Below are 15806 nucleotides of genomic sequence, written 5' to 3' on the forward strand. Positions count from 1 at the left end.
ATTGAGATCGAAGCCGCGTCCCTGGATGCGGCTTTTTCATTGGCTGGCACCCCTCAGCGTAGAATGCCCAGCAAATGTCGCTGATCGTATTGCCCTCGCGCGACCCTGACGCTAATACCAATTGCATTGCCGTTCCGGCCCGTTCAGGAGCTTTCACGATGACCAATCCGTTCACCGAACCTTTCTTCAATCGCTCGCTTGCCGATACCGATCCGGAAATCTTCGGCGCGATCGGCAAGGAATTGGGTCGCCAGCGGCATGAGATCGAACTGATCGCCTCGGAAAACATCGTTTCCCGCGCCGTGCTGGAAGCGCAGGGCTCGATCATGACGAACAAATATGCCGAAGGCTATCCGGGCAAGCGCTATTATGGCGGCTGCCAGTTCGTCGATATCGCCGAAGAGCTTGCCATCGAGCGCGCCAAGAAGCTGTTCGGCGTCAACTTCGCCAACGTCCAGCCGAATTCCGGCTCGCAGATGAACCAGGCCGTATTTCTGGCGCTGCTGCAGCCCGGCGACACCTTCATGGGTCTCGATCTCAATTCGGGCGGTCATCTGACGCATGGTTCGCCGGTCAACATGTCCGGCAAGTGGTTCAACGTCGTTTCCTACGGCGTACGCGAAGGTGACAACCTGCTTGACATGGAGGCGGTTCAACGCAAGGCCGAGGAAACCAGGCCGAAGCTGATCATCGCCGGCGGCACCGCCTATTCCCGCATCTGGGACTGGAAGCGCTTCCGCGAGATCGCCGACAGCGTCGGCGCCTACCTGATGGTCGACATGGCCCATATCGCCGGCCTCGTCGCCGGTGGCCAGCATCCGTCGCCATTCCCGCATTGCCACGTTGCGACGACCACGACCCACAAGTCGCTTCGCGGCCCGCGCGGCGGCATGATCCTCACCAATGACGAGGATCTGGCCAAGAAGTTCAATTCGGCCGTCTTCCCCGGCCTGCAGGGTGGCCCGCTGATGCATGTCATCGCCGCCAAGGCCGTGGCGCTCGGCGAAGCGCTGCAGCCGGAATTCCAGGATTATGCCGCGCAGATCGTCAAGAACGCCAAGGCGCTGGCCGAAACGCTGATCTCCGGCGGCGTCGACGTCGTCTCCGGCGGCACCGACAACCACTTGATGCTGGTCGACCTGCGCAAGAAGAATGCCACCGGCAAGCGCGCCGAGGCCGCTCTTGGCCGTGCTTACGTCACCTGCAACAAGAACGGCATTCCATTCGATCCGGAAAAGCCTTTCGTCACCTCCGGCGTCCGTCTCGGCACCCCGGCCGGCACGACGCGCGGTTTCAAGGAAGCCGAATTCCGCGAAATCGGCAATCTGATCATCGAAGTGCTCGACGGACTGAAGGTTGCCAATTCGGATGAAGGCAATGCTGCCGTCGAGGCCGCTGTGCGCGAGAAGGTGGTCAAGCTCACGGACCGCTTCCCGATGTACGGCTATATGGGCTGAGGAGGGCGGATGCGCTGCCCCTATTGCGGTACGGAAGATACCCAGGTCAAGGATTCGCGCCCGGCGGAGGATAATACCTCCATCCGCCGGCGGCGGATCTGTCCCGATTGCGGCGGCCGTTTCACCACGTTCGAGCGCGTGCAGCTCCGCGAGCTGATGGTCATCAAGAAGACCGGCCGCAAGGTGCTCTTCGATCGCGACAAGCTGGTGCGGTCCTTCGAGATCGCCCTGCGCAAGCGTCCGGTCGACCGTGACCGTATCGAACGCGCCGTTTCCGGCATCGTTCGCCGCCTCGAAAGCTCCGGTGAGACGGAAATCAGCTCGGAACAGATCGGCCTCCAGGTGCTGGAGGCGCTGAAGACCCTCGATGATGTCGCCTTCGTGCGCTATGCCTCGGTCTATCGCGATTTTTCGCATGCCGAGGATTTCGAGCATGTGATCAACGAGATCAACGCCAAGATCGCCCGCGATCCGCTGGATCCTTGACATGACGCAGCGGTCCGAGGACGAGCGTTTCATGGCTGCGGCAATCCGCCTGTCGCGCACGCATCTCGGGCTGACCTCCACCAACCCATCCGTCGGCTGCCTTGTCGTCAAAGACGGCGTGGTCATTGGCCGTGGCGTCACGGCAGTCGGTGGCCGCCCCCATGCGGAGCCCCAGGCTCTGGCCGAGGCGGGCGAGGCGGCGAGGGGCGCCACGGCCTATGTGACGCTCGAACCCTGCTCGCATTATGGCAAGACGCCGCCCTGCGCCGAGGCGCTGATCGCCTATGGCGTCGCGCGCGTCGTGATCAGCGTCACGGATCCTGATCAGCGCGTTTCCGGGCGCGGCATCAAGATGCTGCGCGACGCCGGCATTGAAGTCGATACAGGCATTCTGGAGGAAGAGGGCAGGCGGTCTCTGGCAGGATACCTCATGCGCCAGACGAGAAACAGGCCCTATGTAACTCTGAAGCTTGCTATTTCCGCCGATGGAATGATCGGCAGGACAGGCGAGGGGCAGGTGCGCATCACCGGCGATATCGCTCGCGCCCAGGTGCAGATGCTGCGTGCCGAAAGCGACGCCATTCTCGTCGGCATCGGCACGGCGATAGCGGACGATCCGGAATTGACCTGTCGGCTTCCCGGCCTTGAGGACCGCTCGCCGTTGCGCGTCGTCATCGATGAAGATCTTCAGCTTCCGCTCGGCAGCAAGTTGGTGAGGACGGCGCGGCAATATCCGGTCATCGCCGTTGCCGGCCATCCGCCACCCTTCGACGAGAATACCGACAGCGCCTTTTTAGGCCGCCGTGCCGCTCTCGATGCCGCCGGCGTCGAGGTGTTGCAGTCTAATTCGGGCGAGCCGGGAGAGTTGCTGGAAGCCTTGGGCACGCGGGGGATTTCCTCCCTGCTGGTCGAGGGTGGCGCGAAGACTGCGCGACGTTTCCTCGATGCTGATCTGGTCGACCGCATCCTGCTGTTCCAGGGGCCGGCCGATATCGGCGAAGGCGGTATTGAATCGCCTATCGTCAAATCCAATATCCCACCCAGTTTCATGCATATCAGCGAGAGCCAGTTCGGCGACGATCGCTGCGACGAATACGAAAGAGGTTTTTGATGTTTACCGGAATTGTCACCGATGTCGGCACGGTCGAATCCGTTTCTCCGCTCAAGGAAGGCATCAAGCTGCGCGTTGCTACCAAATACGATCCGACCACGATCGACATGGGCGCCTCGATTTCCCATGCCGGCGTCTGCCTGACGGTCACCGGATTGCCGCAGGAGGGCAGCAATGGACGCTGGTTCGAGGTAGAAGCCTGGGAGGAAGCCCTGCGGCTGACCACCATCGGCACCTGGGAAGCCGGAGCCAAGATCAATCTCGAGCGCTCGCTGAAGATCGGCGACGAGCTCGGCGGCCACATCGTTTCCGGCCATGTCGACGGCAAGGCGGAAATTCTCTCCGTGACGGCGGAAGGCGATGCGACCCGCTATCGCCTGCGCGCGCCGGCGCATCTTGCCAAGTTCGTCGCGCCCAAGGGGTCTATTGCGCTCGACGGCACGTCGCTCACGGTCAACGCCGTCGACGGCACCGACTTCGACGTGCTGCTGATCCGCCACACCTTGGAAGTCACCACCTGGGGCGAGCGCAAGGCGGGGGATTTCGTCAATTTCGAAGTCGATACCATGGCGCGCTATGCCGCTCGGCTGGCTGAATTTCCGGTCGCTCGTGAAGGGTGAACGTCACGCGGTAGCGGAGTAGGGGTGCCCATGAATGCCCCTTCTCGGCGTTGCGAGCGCAAGCAGATTCAGTCGATCGGCCTGCAAGGCGATCAGCCGTTTCGTGCAAGCGTCTTTTCCATGCGAAAGTTCGTCAGCGTCTGCCCACGCTTTTCCACCTGCTGCGCAGCCATCATGACAAAGCCGCGTCGCTCGAAGAAGGGGCGAGCAGTCAGGCTGGCTTCCGTGAAAATTCGCGGAAGCTCCTGATTGCGGGCAGCTGCTTCCACCGTTGTAAGCAGCAAGCTGGCAACACCCTTGCCCTGATGATCGGGGTGGACGAACATCATGTCGAGGCAACCGTCCGCCTTCAGATCGGCAAAGCCGATTGCCACCGAGCCGTTCATTACAAGCCAGGTCGGTCGGCTCGCGCGCCATTGCGCCCAGACGTCGATGTCATCGACTTTCGCCCATGCAGCGATTTGCGCCGGATTGTAGTCCTTCGACGCAACCTCGCGAACGGCTCGGAGGAAAATCTCGATCGTGGCTTGCGCATCGGCCGGCTCGTAGGCCTTGATCGAGAAGAGCTCCTGCGAAGCCATCTTCGTTACACTTTCTGGAGTGGCGATCGGTTTCGCATCTATCGCTCGAACATGGCGTTGAGCTTGTCCTTGTAGTTCACTTCGCCGATCCGGCGGAAGCCGACCTTTTCCGCGATGCGCAGGGACGGCGTATTTTCCAGGTCGACGATGCAAGTCATGCGTCGGCCTGCGAACTGTTTGTCCGCCCAGGCAATCGCCGCGCTCACGGCTTCCGTGGCATAGCCCTTGCCCTGCATCGGCGGCGTGATGCTCCAGCCCGCTTCCAGCGTGCCTTCCGTCGTCGGGCTCATATCTCGATGCAGATCGAGAAAGCCGACCTCGCCGATGAGCCTGCCGCTTTCGCGCTCCTCTACGGCAAAGAAACCGAAGCCGAGATGATGCCACATGCCGGCATAGCGCAGCAGGCGCGCCCAGACCTGCTCGCGCGTGGGCGACTCACCGCCGATAAAGCGGACAAGGTCCTTTTGTTTCCAGATGGCTGTGAATTCGTCGAAATCGTCCAGCCTGTGGCCGCGGAGCAGAAGTCGTTCAGTCGTCAATGTCGGAATCATGGTCATGTAGTTATGATGTCTTTGCTATCAGGTATGTATTTCCGTGGGTGTGATCAGTCGTTCGATGCGCCGGGCTCGCCATCCCAGTAGTCCACGTCGACGTTGGCGGCGCGGCCGATGACCCGGAATGCCGCTTCGCCGCCCCGATAGGTTTTCGCCAGGAACTTGCCCGAGTCCGGATATTCGACGATTTCCGTCTGCGCCTTGGTCGAAATCGCGAGATAGATCAGCACCGCGGGGCCGGTATTGATCAATTGATGCGCAGTCTCCGGGCCGCCGGTCGGAGCGCCCAGCACATCGCCTTTGCTGACGGGGATGCGCTGATCGCCGAAGCGATAGTCGCCTTCGCCGTCGAGAATGACGAAGAGTTCCTCTTCGACATGATGATTGTGAAATGGACAGCCCGATTTGCCGGGGGGCACTTCGTTGTAGCTGATGCCGATGTCTTTCAGGCCGAGCAACGCACCGAAGGAGGTGTCGCTGCCGGCGAAGAAGCTCCCCTGTTGCCAATGATCCAACTGAAGTTCGCCGACATTGACGGCGGGTCTGGATTTTTTCGTCATGAGCCTCACCCTTCCCAGGTCCGGAATTATTATCGAAGCAGTTGGGTGCGCGGAAGCCACAATTTCCATGGCTGTTCCGATGGCCCCCAAATAGGGCTAGAATCGGCGGCGGCCATTGAAAAACACTTGCCAAGCGAGGCCCGCCGTGGTTTGACCCGGCCTAGCAAGGTGCCGCCCCCTCTCAATTCGCAGGTGATATATGTCCAGCTCTCCCAATGCCCATATCCTCATCGTCGAAGCCCGCTTCTACGACGATATGGCCGATGCCCTGCTCGACGGCGCCAAGACCGCCCTCGAAGAGGCTGGCGCGACCTATGATGTCGTCACCGTGCCGGGCGCGCTGGAAATTCCGGCTGCGATCGCCATGGCTCTCGACGGTGCGGACAATGATGGCACGCAATATGATGGCTATGTCGCTCTCGGCATGGTCATTCGCGGCGAAACCTATCATTTCGACATCGTTGCCAACGAATCCTCGCGCGCGCTGATGGATCTGGCCGTCAGTGAATCGCTTGCGATCGGCAATGGCATCCTGACCGTCGAGAATGACGATCAGGCCTGGGTGCGTGCGCGTCGCTCGGAAAAGGACAAGGGCGGCTTTGCCGCCCGCGCGGCGCTGACGATGATCGCGCTGAGACAAAAGTTGGGTGCATAAGTTCATGAGCAATCAGGATAACGAGCGACCGGCAAAGCCCGCGAACCAGCGAGGGGCAGCTCGCCTTGCCGCCGTTCAGGCGCTCTATCAGATGGATATCGGCGGAACCGGCGTGCTGGAGGTGGTGGCCGAATACGAGGCACACCGTCTCGGACAGGAACTGGATGGCGAGACCTACCTGAAGGCCGACGCATCCTGGTTTCGCTCCATCGTATCAGGCGTCGTGCGCGAGCAGACCCGGCTCGATCCGCTGATCGGCTCCGCCCTTCAGGACGACTGGGCGCTGTCGCGTCTCGACAGCACCGTGCGCGCTATCCTGCGCGCCGGCACATTCGAGCTTCTCGACCGCAAGGACGTGCCGGTTCCGGTCATCGTCACCGAATATGTCGAGATCGCCCACGCCTTCTTCGAAGAGGACGAGCCGAAACTCGTCAACGCCGTGCTCGACCGAATCGCCAAGCAGGTTCGCGGCGAAGCCAAGAAATAGGCTTCCTTGGAGGCGCTGACCGCTGCGGTTTGCACTTTCGTTTCCTTCGTTCGCGCCTGATTTCAGTTACGGATATTCTTTTGAACCTCCAGCGGGTGTTTTACCCGCGGGCGGTCTTGACGCGACGTTTTCCCAACAGCAATCTCGCATTGCACATCTGTCGGTCGTCTTGGAGGAGGGCGGTCACGGTTGTCGCAGGCGGCCGGGCGAGGAGTGAACCGCCGGCTTTTTTGGAGGGAAAAAGCGAAATGTCAATTCTTTTAGGTGTTATAGCGTGCGGGCTGCTCTCGGTGGTTTACGCCATCTGGACGACCCGGTCGGTGCTTGCTGCCGATCAGGGCAATGCGCGCATGCAGGAGATTGCGGGTTATATTCGGGAAGGCGCCCAAGCCTATCTGGCGCGTCAATATAGAACCATCGCAATTGTCGGTGTCATTGTTTTCATTGCAGCCTGGCTTCTATTGTCTGCCGAAGCCGCTTTCGGTTTCCTGATCGGCGCGATTCTCTCGGGCGCTGCCGGCTTCATCGGCATGCACGTCTCCGTGCGCGCCAACGTCCGCACGGCTCAAGCCTCGTCGCATAGCCTGGCGGCCGGTCTCGATATCGCCTTCAAGTCGGGCGCCATCACCGGCATGCTGGTTGCCGGCCTCGCATTGCTCGGCGTCTCCATCTACTTCTATGTGCTGACCGATATTCTCGGTCATGAGCCGGGCTCGCGCGATGTCATCGACGCTCTGGTATCGCTCGGGTTCGGCGCGTCGCTGATTTCGATCTTCGCCCGTCTTGGCGGCGGCATCTTCACCAAGGGCGCAGATGTCGGCGGCGATCTCGTCGGCAAGGTAGAAGCGGGTATCCCAGAGGACGATCCGCGCAACCCCGCGACCATTGCTGACAACGTCGGCGACAATGTTGGCGATTGCGCCGGCATGGCGGCCGACCTGTTCGAAACTTATGCGGTCTCTGTGGTCGCTACTATGGTTCTCGCCGCGATCTTCTTCGCCGGCACGCCGATGCTTGACTCCGCCATGATCTATCCGTTGGCGATCTGCGGCACCTGCATCATTACCTCGATCATCGGCACCTTCTTCGTCAAGCTCGGCGTCAACGGTTCGATCATGGGCGCGCTCTACAAGGGGCTGATCGCCACGGGTCTCCTGTCGATCGTCGGCCTCGCAGTCGCCACGTCGCTGACCATCGGCTGGGGTTCGATCGGCACTGTCGCAGGTTTCGATATCACCGGAACGAAGCTGTTCCTCTGCGGCATCGTCGGGCTGATCGTCACGGCGCTGATCGTCGTCATCACCGAATACTACACCGGCACCAACAAGCGGCCGGTCAATTCCATCGCTCAGGCGTCTGTCACTGGCCACGGCACCAACGTCATCCAGGGCTTGGCCGTCTCGCTCGAATCGACGGCACTGCCGGCGCTCGTCATCGTCGGCGGCATTCTCGCCACCTATCAGCTCGGCGGCCTGTTCGGCACGGGTATCGCCGTGACGGCCATGCTTGGGCTTGCCGGCATGATCGTAGCGCTCGATGCCTTCGGCCCGGTGACCGACAATGCCGGCGGCATTGCTGAAATGTCGCATCTTCCGCCGGAAGTGCGCAAGTCGACCGATGCGCTGGACGCCGTCGGCAATACCACCAAGGCGGTGACGAAAGGCTATGCCATCGGTTCGGCCGGTCTCGGCGCGCTGGTGCTGTTTGCCGCCTATTCGAACGACTTGAAATATTTTGCCTCCCATGGCGATCAATTCCCCTATTTCGCCAATGTGGGCGCGATCTCCTTCGATCTCTCCAACCCTTACGTCGTTGCCGGGTTGCTGTTCGGCGGCATGATTCCCTATCTCTTCGGCGGCATCGCCATGACGGCCGTCGGCCGGGCTGCCGGTTCGATCGTGGAAGAAGTGCGCAGGCAGTTTCGCGAGAAACCAGGCATCATGCAGGGCACCGAACGCCCCGATTACGGCCGCGCCGTCGACCTTCTGACCAAGGCGGCCATCCGCGAGATGATCATTCCGTCGCTGCTGCCGGTGCTGGCACCGATCGTCGTCTATTTCGGCGTGCTTCTGATCTCCGGCTCCAAGGCTTCGGCCTTCGCCGCACTCGGCGCGTCGCTGCTCGGCGTCATCATCAATGGCCTGTTCGTCGCCATTTCCATGACGTCAGGCGGCGGTGCCTGGGACAACGCCAAGAAGAGCTTCGAGGATGGCTTCGTCGATAAGGACGGCACGCGCCATCTGAAGGGCTCGGAGGCGCATAAGGCGTCGGTGACGGGCGATACCGTCGGCGATCCCTATAAGGATACGGCCGGCCCGGCTGTCAATCCGGCGATCAAGATCACCAATATCGTTGCATTGCTGCTGCTGGCCGTCCTTGCCGGATAGAGCGTGATGCCGAAAAGTGTGGAGCGGATTCGGATTTTAGGTCGGTTCGACCTAAAATCATCCGCTCTAGCCGAAGAAAACCGAACGCATAAAGAAAACCCGCGAGGCGCTATGCCTCGCGGGTTTTTCGTTGGAGCATCTTCCCGGCCTATTGGCCCGGGTTGAGGTTGTTGAGGAAGTTCCTCGCGCCGTTCACGCCCTGGCCGCCGCCCTGCAGGATCTGCTGCAGGAAGGTGATATCGCGGCCGCCGGTCGGCGTCGTACGGCTGATCATGTCGAAGACCCTGCCGTCCTTCAGCGTATAGTTGGCTTCCTGCTTCACGATACCGTCCTTGTCGAAATAGATCGCCAGGATGTTCTGGTCGACCAGCTTCGGTTTCATGAAGGCGGCGGCGCGCGTGCGCTTCTGGGAGATGTAGTAGAAAACCTCGCCGTCGAAGGTCGCTGTGGTTGAGGGCGTACCGAGCGACAGCAGCACCTGCTCGCGGCTCGAGCCGACAGGCGCAAGGGCGAGCGACTGCTGATCGAAGATGTAGCCGTTGTTCATGACCTCGCCGGTCTGGCAAGCCGTAAGTCCTACGGTCGCAATCACCAGGGCGATGGCGGCACTGCTGCTGAAAGTAATGTCAGACTTGAAATACCGTCTGGTCAACGACATCTCATCTCCCCTAATGAATCAATCCGATGGCCGAGCGGCCGGTATGATCTTGCTGCGCACATCATTGTGGCCTTTCCGCGATGGAAAAAGCTACAATGGTGTTGTTCGTCACTCTTCTTCACCGACATCCACAGGGTGATGAAGGTAAGGGCGGGAGCCTTGAAGCGGGCACAAACGGCATTGCAATTCGCGCCTGCTTCGGTAAACCAGCTTTGGCGTGGATGCAACAAGGCCAAGCAAAAACGGGGCGCTCTGAAGGAGCCAATTCCGGGAATTTTCATGATTTTTGGGCTATTCCGCAAAAGAAATCACAATCAGATCATCGTCGTCAGGCAATATGAGGCCCTGACATCGATGGCGCGCGAGCCGGTTTTCTATACCGGCTACAACGTGCCGGATACGGTGATGGGGCGCTTCGAATTGCTTTCGGTTGTCATGATCCTTTTTTTCCGGCGGGCGCGATCGTCCGCGACCAGCGGCCAGGAGCTTGCACAGGAAATCGTCGATGCGTTTTTCGAGGATATCGACTATTCGATCCGCGAGCTTGGAATTGGTGACAACAGCGTGCCGAAGCGCATGAAGAAACTCGCCGGCATGTTTTACGGGCGGCTCGAAAGTTATGCGACGGCCATGGACGGCAATGATCGTGCTGCACTTGCCGCAGCACTTCGTCGCAACATCTATCCGAAGACGGACGAGGGAGCCTCGATGGCGGCGCTGGCCGACTGGATGATGGACGCCGAGGCGCATTTGGCCGCCGTGACGGAGGCCGATATCGCCACGGGCTCGGCGACGCTGCCGCAGCCAGGCAAGCTCGGCCAAAAGGTAGGTTAAGGGGCAAAAAATGAAAACACACAACTCCGATAAAACGCCGTTTTCCTATCCGGTGAAGGTTGGCCATATCTCCGCCAATCCGGTGGATGTGCATGTCGAGGCGGATGATCGCGAACTTGCGGGCTTGGCGGCGCTTTGGGATGTCCTTTCCGTGGAAAAGCTCGAAGCGGATCTGAAGATCTCGCGCTGGAAGCGTGACGGCGTGCGGATCAAGGGCAATGTAAGGGCAAAGCTCGTCCAGGCGTGCGTCGTCACGCTTGATCCGGTCGAATCTGACATCGACGAGAATTTCGAGCATATTTTCGTACCTGAGGATTCCAAGCTGGCGCGCGCGCCCTCGGTGGCTGCGGGTGAAATGGTGCTCGATCCCGATGGACCGGACCTTCCCGACACGTTCACAGGCGACACGATCGATGCCGGTGCGGTCGTTGCGGAGTTCGCGGCGCTTGCCATCGACCCTTATCCGCGCAAGCCCGATGTCGAGTTCGAAGGACACATCGAAGACGCCGGCGAAAATGACAGGAAACCTTCCCCATTCGCCGTTCTGAAAGACTGGAAAAAGGAATAGACTCCGATGGCAACTGAGCACAATTCAGTTGTAACCGAGGGAGAAAACGGTATTTTGACGCCAAATTCGCCAGGCCCGGCGGACAAAAAGGACTAGGGACGCGTGATCAGAATTTCTCTTGACCTAATGGGTGGCGACTTCGGCCCTGAGGTTGTTGTTCCCGGCGCGGCCAAGGCGCTGGATAGGCATCCCGACATCACTTTCCTCATGTATGGACAAAAGGATCGCTGCGAGGCGATCCTTGCCAAATATCCGAAGCTTCGGGAAAGATCTGCCTTTCACGAATGCGATGTTGCCATCAGCATGGACGAGAAGCCGAGCCAGGCGCTGCGCCGCGGCCGCTACGTGTCCAGCATGTGGCGTTCCATCGAAGCGGTGAAAGTGGGGGCCGCCGACGTCGTGGTGTCTGCCGGCAATACCGGGGCGCTGATGGCAATGGCGAAATTCTGCTTGCGCACCATGGCCAATATCGAACGTCCGGCGATCGCCGCAATCTGGCCGACGCTGCGCGGCGAAAGCATCGTGCTCGATGTCGGCGCCACCATTGGCGCGGATGCGCAGCAGCTGCTTGATTTTGCCCTGATGGGCGGTGCAATGGCACGCGCGCTTTTCGAGATCGAGCGCCCGACCGTCGGCCTGCTCAATGTAGGCGTCGAAGAAATCAAGGGGCAGGAGGAGGTCAAGGATGCCGGCCGCCTGATCCGCGAGGCCAATCTCGAATCGCTGGAATATTCCGGCTTCGTCGAGGGCGACGATATCGGCAAGGGTACGGTCGATGTCGTGGTCACGGAAGGCTTCTCCGGCAACATCGCCCTGAAGGCTGCGGAAGGTACGGCAAAGCAGATCGGTTCCTATTTGCGCTCGGCGATGACGCGCACGCTGCTGGCCCGCATCGGCTATATCTTCGCCAAGGGAGCTTTCGACCTGCTGCGCGAGAAGCTGGACCCCAGCAAGGTCAATGGCGGCGTTTTCCTCGGCCTCAACGGCATTGTCATCAAGAGCCACGGTGGCGCGAATGCGGAAGCCTTTGCAGCCGCCATCGATGTCGGCTACGACATGGCCAAGAACGGGCTTACGCAGAAAATCGAAAACGATTTGAAGAAGTATCATGCTAAACGGCTGCCCCCCATCGGGCCGGAAGCGGCATGAGCGACGGGGTATAAGCAGAATGATCCGTTCAGTTGTCCGCGGATTTGGGGCGGCGCTCCCCAAGCGTGTCATGACCAATGCAGAGATGGAACAGGTTGTCGACACCAACGACGACTGGATTGTCCAGCGCACTGGCATTCGCCAGCGCCACATTGCAGGCGAAGGCGAAACCACGGCTTCGTTGGGTGAGCAGGCGGCACGCGCCGCCCTCGCCAACGCCGGGCTGACGCCCGACGATCTCGATCTGATCATCGTCGCCACCTCGACGCCAGACAACACGTTTCCCGCCACAGCGGTGAATATCCAGAACCGGCTCGGCATGCATCATGGCTTCGCCTTCGACGTCCAGGCCGTCTGTACCGGGTTCGTCTATGCCGTGACGACCGCCGACGCCTACATTCGCGGCGGCCTTGCCAAGCGCGTGCTTGTCATCGGCGCCGAAACGTTCTCCCGCATCCTCGACTGGACCGACCGCACGACCTGCGTTCTCTTCGGTGACGGCGCCGGTGCGCTGATCCTCGAGGCAGGCGAAGGGAGCGGCACAAACCGTGACCGCGGCGTGCTGACGGCAAGCCTGCGTTCGGATGGTGCCCACAAGGACAAGCTCTATGTCGACGGCGGTCCCTCCTCGACGGGAACGGTCGGCGTGCTGCATATGGCGGGACGCGAGGTGTTCAAACACGCAGTCGGCATGATCACCGACGTTATCGAGGCTGCCTTTAAGGCCGCCGGCGCGACGGCTGACGACCTTGACTGGCTGGTGCCGCATCAGGCGAACAGGCGCATCATCGATGGGTCCGCCAAAAAGCTCGGAATTGCTCCCGAGAAGGTTGTGATCACCGTCGATCTCCATGGCAATACGTCGGCCGCTTCGATCCCGCTGGCCCTCGCGGTTGCTGCTGGCGACGGACGAATCAAGAAGGGCGATCTGGTCATGCTGGAAGCCATGGGCGGCGGTTTCACCTGGGGCGCAGTGCTGCTGCGCTGGTAGGCCTCATCTCTAAAAGCCGATTCCGAACAAGAGCTTGACCGTTTGGCGCAAGGGCAATAGTCTCGTACGGCTTGAATAAGATTACCTATCAATATGGGCGGGGAGCTATGACGGGCAAGACAGTGACGCGCGCAGATCTGGCGGAGTCGGTATTCCGGAAAGTCGGTCTCTCCCGGACGGAGTCGGCGGAACTCGTCGAGACAGTTATCGATGAAATTTGCAACGCCATCGTGCGTGGAGAAACCGTAAAGCTCTCCTCATTCGCGACTTTTCAGGTGCGTGATAAGAATGAACGCGTCGGGCGAAATCCGAAGACCGGCGAGGAAGTTCCGATCTCTCCACGGCGCGTCATGACTTTCAAGGCATCCAACGTCCTGAAGACCCGCATCCTCAAGGCTCATGCGAGCCGCAAGGCGAAAGCCAGACCGGTAAATCCGGCCTCCTGATCCGTTCACGCCATTTGTTTCCCATCGGCAGGGTGCCTGCGATGCGACGCTTTTTGGATGTATTTCTCTGGCTTTTTGCAGTTTGCTTGTGTAGCGGCCGAAGAGATGACTTGAATTTCTCCTGGCAAACCGTTGAAATATGGTGAGTCGCATCATGATAGGATGCGGCGCCAATATCAGGTCTTGCGTGATTTGGCGCGAATGGCGCCGTAGTTGCGCTGTGGGAGTATGATGATGGACAAGAGCCCGGATGCATTTCGCACGATCAGCGAAGTTGCCGAAGACCTTGACCTGCCGCAACATGTCCTACGGTTCTGGGAAACACGCTTTCTGCAAATCAAGCCGATGAAGCGTGGCGGCGGCAGGCGCTACTACCGGCCGGAGGATGTCGACCTCCTGAATGGCATCCGCCATCTGCTGTACGATCACGGCTATACGATCAAAGGCGTTCAGAAGCTTCTGAAAACCAACGGCAACAAGTTCGTTATCGCCGTCGGGCACGGGGATCTCGCCAGCGTCGAGGCACTTGCCGGGGCGGCGCAGGAGCCTGCTCCGGTCGAACCGCGTGTCGGTTCTACCAATCCGGAAGACGACCAGATTGTCGGGCGCGCCAAGGCGCCGATAAGCCGTCGTTTCTTTAATTTCGTCAGCGGGGAGGACGGCGTGCCGGATGTCTCGCTCGGCAAGTCCAGTGTCGGCAAGGAGGATCGGGCGTTGCTTCAGGAAACGCTCTATGACCTGCTGGAGTGTAAACGTCTGCTCGATCAGGTGCGATAGAGCGAAGTCCGGTCGGCGGCATCGCCAGCGTTGCTCGGTAGAGTGTCCAAGGGCATGCCTTGCGTTTTTCAACGGAAGTGCAGCCGAAACATGTGTATGCTTGTGTTGCGCACCTTTGGGAAAGCATCGGGATGCTCGCCCATATAGTCAGCTACAGTGCGTGATATTTTTGTCACATTTGCTACCCTTTTGCGTTGTAAAAAATAGTTCGGCAGCCTTATTAACTTGTCCGACTTTGGCGGCGGGTTCAGTTTGAAACCGAAGCCTCGTGCTTCGCCCTTTAATAGGGGAACAGCCAGTTAGGCCATGGAGGGGTGTGATGTTATCTGCCTTGAGGTCCATCCCTGATGGATAGTCGAATGGAGACATCATGAACATCAAGAGCCTTCTTCTTGGCTCCGCCGCTGCCATCGCCGCAGCGAGCGCTGCCCACGCTGCTGACGCAATCGTTGCGGCCGAGCCCGAGCCGCTTGAATATGTCCGCATCTGCGATGCCTACGGCACCGGTTATTTTTATATCCCCGGTACCGAAACCTGCCTGAAAGTCGGCGGCAAGGTCCGTACCGAAGGCGAGTGGTACGACGCCTACAATCCGAACAGCCGGGTCGGCACGATGTGGCATGAGCGTGTGGAACTCAATGTCGATACTGCGACCGACACCGAATACGGTCCGCTGAAGACCAACACCATCTTCCGTTGGGAGTGGAACGATGGAAATGCGACCAGCGCCAAGCTGCTGTTCGCCAATATCAGCCTCGGCGGCTTCACGGTTGGTAAGCTCGATTCGCAGTACAACCTATACGTTGGTTACGCTGGCGACGTCATCAACGACGACGTGATCTATGACGGCCCGTACGAACTGAACCAGTTGACCTACAACTACGATGCGGGCAACGGCTTCACGGCTGTGGTCTCGCTCGAAGACAGCTACTCCACCTCCGACGGCAGTGCATCTTATGGCGCTGGCTGGTGGACGGACGACAAGTCCAACCACTACGCTCCCGATGCCGTCGCCGGCTTCGGCTACAAGGTGGGTAACTGGGGCTTCAAGGTCGTCGGCGGTTATGATTCCATCGTCGAAGAAGGCGCCATCAAGGCGCGCATCGATGCCAAATTCGGCGCTGTGGAAGCCTTCCTGATGGGTGGCTGGAACACGGACGGCGACAAGCTGAACAAGTATGCCGGCACCAACCAGGACGTCTCCGCTTGCACGACGTCGAGCGGTGCGGTCAATGCGGCCAAGTGCGGCTGGGGTGACTGGGCAGTTTGGGGTGGCGTCGGCGTTCCAGTCAACGACAAGCTGAAGTGGAATCTGCAGCTTGCCTATACCGAATCGAAGATCTTCGAGGCGACCACGAACCTCAAGTTCAACCCGGTCAAGGATTTCCTGATCGAGCCGGAATTGACCTACGTTCACTACGACTTCATCAACGACGATACCGTCGCCGGTATCCTCCGTTTCGAGCGGAATTTCTGATCGGAAAT

At 59.9% G+C, this 15806-nt stretch carries 19 protein-coding genes; 15 read left to right on the forward strand and 4 right to left on the reverse strand.

Annotation, left to right across the window (positions count from 1 at the left end):
* Positions 1-158 precede the first annotated feature (158 nt).
* From glyA to FHT28_RS04845, 4 genes are read left to right on the forward strand one after another with little or no spacing between them, the layout of a single operon-like run.
* Positions 159-1457, forward strand: a complete 1299-nt coding sequence (gene glyA / locus FHT28_RS04830; RefSeq protein ID WP_037194091.1) for a serine hydroxymethyltransferase — start codon at positions 159-161, stop codon at positions 1455-1457.
* Positions 1458-1466: 9 nt separating this feature from the next.
* Positions 1467-1943: a transcriptional regulator NrdR gene (gene nrdR / locus FHT28_RS04835; RefSeq protein WP_034487306.1), complete on the forward strand. Its 477-nt coding sequence runs from the start codon at positions 1467-1469 to the stop codon at positions 1941-1943.
* 1 nt (position 1944) lies between these two features.
* Entirely contained in the window at positions 1945-3054 is a 1110-nt protein-coding gene (ribD, locus tag FHT28_RS04840) for a bifunctional diaminohydroxyphosphoribosylaminopyrimidine deaminase/5-amino-6-(5-phosphoribosylamino)uracil reductase RibD (protein WP_047552967.1), read from the forward strand.
* Entirely contained in the window at positions 3054-3674 is a 621-nt protein-coding gene (locus tag FHT28_RS04845; protein WP_037194097.1) for a riboflavin synthase, read from the forward strand. Before ribD ends, FHT28_RS04845 begins: the two co-directional genes overlap by 1 nt.
* A 92-nt stretch (positions 3675-3766) precedes the next feature.
* On the opposite strand, the gene FHT28_RS04850 is transcribed toward FHT28_RS04845, so the two are convergent.
* From FHT28_RS04850 to FHT28_RS04860, 3 genes are read right to left on the reverse strand one after another with little or no spacing between them, the layout of a single operon-like run.
* Positions 3767-4255, reverse strand: coding sequence for a GNAT family N-acetyltransferase (locus FHT28_RS04850; RefSeq protein WP_168595722.1), 489 nt, complete (start codon positions 4253-4255; stop codon positions 3767-3769).
* Positions 4256-4293: 38 nt separating this feature from the next.
* Positions 4294-4812, reverse strand: a complete 519-nt coding sequence (locus FHT28_RS04855) for a GNAT family N-acetyltransferase (protein WP_168595723.1) — start codon at positions 4810-4812, stop codon at positions 4294-4296.
* A 47-nt stretch (positions 4813-4859) separates the two neighbouring features.
* A complete protein-coding gene (locus FHT28_RS04860; protein ID WP_168595724.1) occupies positions 4860-5369 on the reverse strand; it encodes a cupin domain-containing protein in 510 nt (169 codons plus the stop codon).
* Between the two features lie 199 nt (positions 5370-5568).
* Between FHT28_RS04860 and FHT28_RS04865 the strand changes: the two genes are divergently transcribed.
* The 3 genes from FHT28_RS04865 to FHT28_RS04875 all read left to right on the forward strand — a co-directional run bounded on the left by FHT28_RS04865 (position 5569) and on the right by FHT28_RS04875 (position 8898).
* Positions 5569-6024 (forward strand): 6,7-dimethyl-8-ribityllumazine synthase, encoded by a 456-nt coding sequence (locus tag FHT28_RS04865; RefSeq protein WP_037194107.1) that lies wholly within the window; start codon positions 5569-5571, stop codon positions 6022-6024.
* Between the two features lie 4 nt (positions 6025-6028).
* Positions 6029-6511: a transcription antitermination factor NusB gene (gene nusB / locus FHT28_RS04870; protein WP_004122322.1), complete on the forward strand. Its 483-nt coding sequence runs from the start codon at positions 6029-6031 to the stop codon at positions 6509-6511.
* Positions 6512-6759: 248 nt separating this feature from the next.
* On the forward strand, positions 6760-8898 hold the full coding sequence (locus tag FHT28_RS04875; protein WP_037194111.1) for a sodium-translocating pyrophosphatase: 2139 nt from the start codon (positions 6760-6762) through the stop codon (positions 8896-8898).
* Between the two features lie 148 nt (positions 8899-9046).
* Here FHT28_RS04875 and FHT28_RS04880 read toward each other — a convergent pair whose 3' ends face one another.
* Positions 9047-9556, reverse strand: a complete 510-nt coding sequence (locus FHT28_RS04880; protein WP_037194113.1) for an outer membrane protein assembly factor BamE — start codon at positions 9554-9556, stop codon at positions 9047-9049.
* Between the two features lie 95 nt (positions 9557-9651).
* On the opposite strand from FHT28_RS04880, the gene FHT28_RS36795 reads away from it, so the two are divergent.
* The 8 genes from FHT28_RS36795 to FHT28_RS04920 all read left to right on the forward strand — a co-directional run bounded on the left by FHT28_RS36795 (position 9652) and on the right by FHT28_RS04920 (position 15798).
* Positions 9652-9897, forward strand: coding sequence for a hypothetical protein (locus tag FHT28_RS36795; RefSeq protein ID WP_156143630.1), 246 nt, complete (start codon positions 9652-9654; stop codon positions 9895-9897).
* Positions 9836-10390 carry a ubiquinol-cytochrome C chaperone family protein gene (locus FHT28_RS04890; RefSeq protein WP_047553349.1) on the forward strand — a complete coding sequence of 185 codons (555 nt, stop codon included), beginning with the start codon at positions 9836-9838 and terminating at the stop codon, positions 10388-10390. Before FHT28_RS36795 ends, FHT28_RS04890 begins: the two co-directional genes overlap by 62 nt.
* 10 nt (positions 10391-10400) lie before the next feature.
* Positions 10401-10958 (forward strand): DUF177 domain-containing protein, encoded by a 558-nt coding sequence (locus FHT28_RS04895; RefSeq protein WP_112441766.1) that lies wholly within the window; start codon positions 10401-10403, stop codon positions 10956-10958.
* 102 nt (positions 10959-11060) lie between these two features.
* Entirely contained in the window at positions 11061-12107 is a 1047-nt protein-coding gene (plsX, locus tag FHT28_RS04900; RefSeq protein ID WP_034507627.1) for a phosphate acyltransferase PlsX, read from the forward strand.
* A gap of 19 nt (positions 12108-12126) precedes the next feature.
* Positions 12127-13098 carry a beta-ketoacyl-ACP synthase III gene (locus FHT28_RS04905; RefSeq protein WP_047552977.1) on the forward strand — a complete coding sequence of 324 codons (972 nt, stop codon included), beginning with the start codon at positions 12127-12129 and terminating at the stop codon, positions 13096-13098.
* Positions 13099-13205: 107 nt separating this feature from the next.
* On the forward strand, positions 13206-13544 hold the full coding sequence (locus tag FHT28_RS04910; RefSeq protein WP_034507623.1) for an integration host factor subunit alpha: 339 nt from the start codon (positions 13206-13208) through the stop codon (positions 13542-13544).
* A 228-nt stretch (positions 13545-13772) separates the two neighbouring features.
* Positions 13773-14321 carry a MerR family transcriptional regulator gene (locus tag FHT28_RS04915; RefSeq protein WP_037194122.1) on the forward strand — a complete coding sequence of 183 codons (549 nt, stop codon included), beginning with the start codon at positions 13773-13775 and terminating at the stop codon, positions 14319-14321.
* A 370-nt stretch (positions 14322-14691) separates the two neighbouring features.
* Positions 14692-15798, forward strand: coding sequence for a porin (locus FHT28_RS04920; RefSeq protein ID WP_037194124.1), 1107 nt, complete (start codon positions 14692-14694; stop codon positions 15796-15798).
* The last annotated feature ends 8 nt before the right edge of the window (positions 15799-15806 follow it).

Origin of the sequence: Rhizobium sp. SG570, assembly GCF_012275345.1 — a bacterium.
GTDB lineage: Bacteria > Pseudomonadota > Alphaproteobacteria > Rhizobiales > Rhizobiaceae > Rhizobium > Rhizobium lusitanum.

Coding starts and splice junctions, on each gene's coding strand:
- FHT28_RS04905 (WP_047552977.1), top strand. CDS start 12,127: ATGATCCGTTCAGTTGTCCGCGGATTTGGGGCGGCGCTCCCCAAGCGT.
- nusB (WP_004122322.1), top strand. CDS start 6,029: ATGAGCAATCAGGATAACGAGCGACCGGCAAAGCCCGCGAACCAGCGA.
- FHT28_RS04880 (WP_037194113.1), bottom strand. CDS start 9,556: ATGTCGTTGACCAGACGGTATTTCAAGTCTGACATTACTTTCAGCAGC.
- FHT28_RS04910 (WP_034507623.1), top strand. CDS start 13,206: ATGACGGGCAAGACAGTGACGCGCGCAGATCTGGCGGAGTCGGTATTC.
- FHT28_RS04865 (WP_037194107.1), top strand. CDS start 5,569: ATGTCCAGCTCTCCCAATGCCCATATCCTCATCGTCGAAGCCCGCTTC.
- FHT28_RS04890 (WP_047553349.1), top strand. CDS start 9,836: ATGATTTTTGGGCTATTCCGCAAAAGAAATCACAATCAGATCATCGTC.
- FHT28_RS04915 (WP_037194122.1), top strand. CDS start 13,773: ATGATGATGGACAAGAGCCCGGATGCATTTCGCACGATCAGCGAAGTT.
- FHT28_RS04845 (WP_037194097.1), top strand. CDS start 3,054: ATGTTTACCGGAATTGTCACCGATGTCGGCACGGTCGAATCCGTTTCT.
- FHT28_RS04860 (WP_168595724.1), bottom strand. CDS start 5,369: ATGACGAAAAAATCCAGACCCGCCGTCAATGTCGGCGAACTTCAGTTG.
- glyA (WP_037194091.1), top strand. CDS start 159: ATGACCAATCCGTTCACCGAACCTTTCTTCAATCGCTCGCTTGCCGAT.
- FHT28_RS04850 (WP_168595722.1), bottom strand. CDS start 4,255: ATGGCTTCGCAGGAGCTCTTCTCGATCAAGGCCTACGAGCCGGCCGAT.
- FHT28_RS04920 (WP_037194124.1), top strand. CDS start 14,692: ATGAACATCAAGAGCCTTCTTCTTGGCTCCGCCGCTGCCATCGCCGCA.
- FHT28_RS04875 (WP_037194111.1), top strand. CDS start 6,760: ATGTCAATTCTTTTAGGTGTTATAGCGTGCGGGCTGCTCTCGGTGGTT.
- nrdR (WP_034487306.1), top strand. CDS start 1,467: ATGCGCTGCCCCTATTGCGGTACGGAAGATACCCAGGTCAAGGATTCG.
- ribD (WP_047552967.1), top strand. CDS start 1,945: ATGACGCAGCGGTCCGAGGACGAGCGTTTCATGGCTGCGGCAATCCGC.
- FHT28_RS36795 (WP_156143630.1), top strand. CDS start 9,652: ATGGTGTTGTTCGTCACTCTTCTTCACCGACATCCACAGGGTGATGAA.
- FHT28_RS04855 (WP_168595723.1), bottom strand. CDS start 4,812: ATGACCATGATTCCGACATTGACGACTGAACGACTTCTGCTCCGCGGC.
- FHT28_RS04895 (WP_112441766.1), top strand. CDS start 10,401: ATGAAAACACACAACTCCGATAAAACGCCGTTTTCCTATCCGGTGAAG.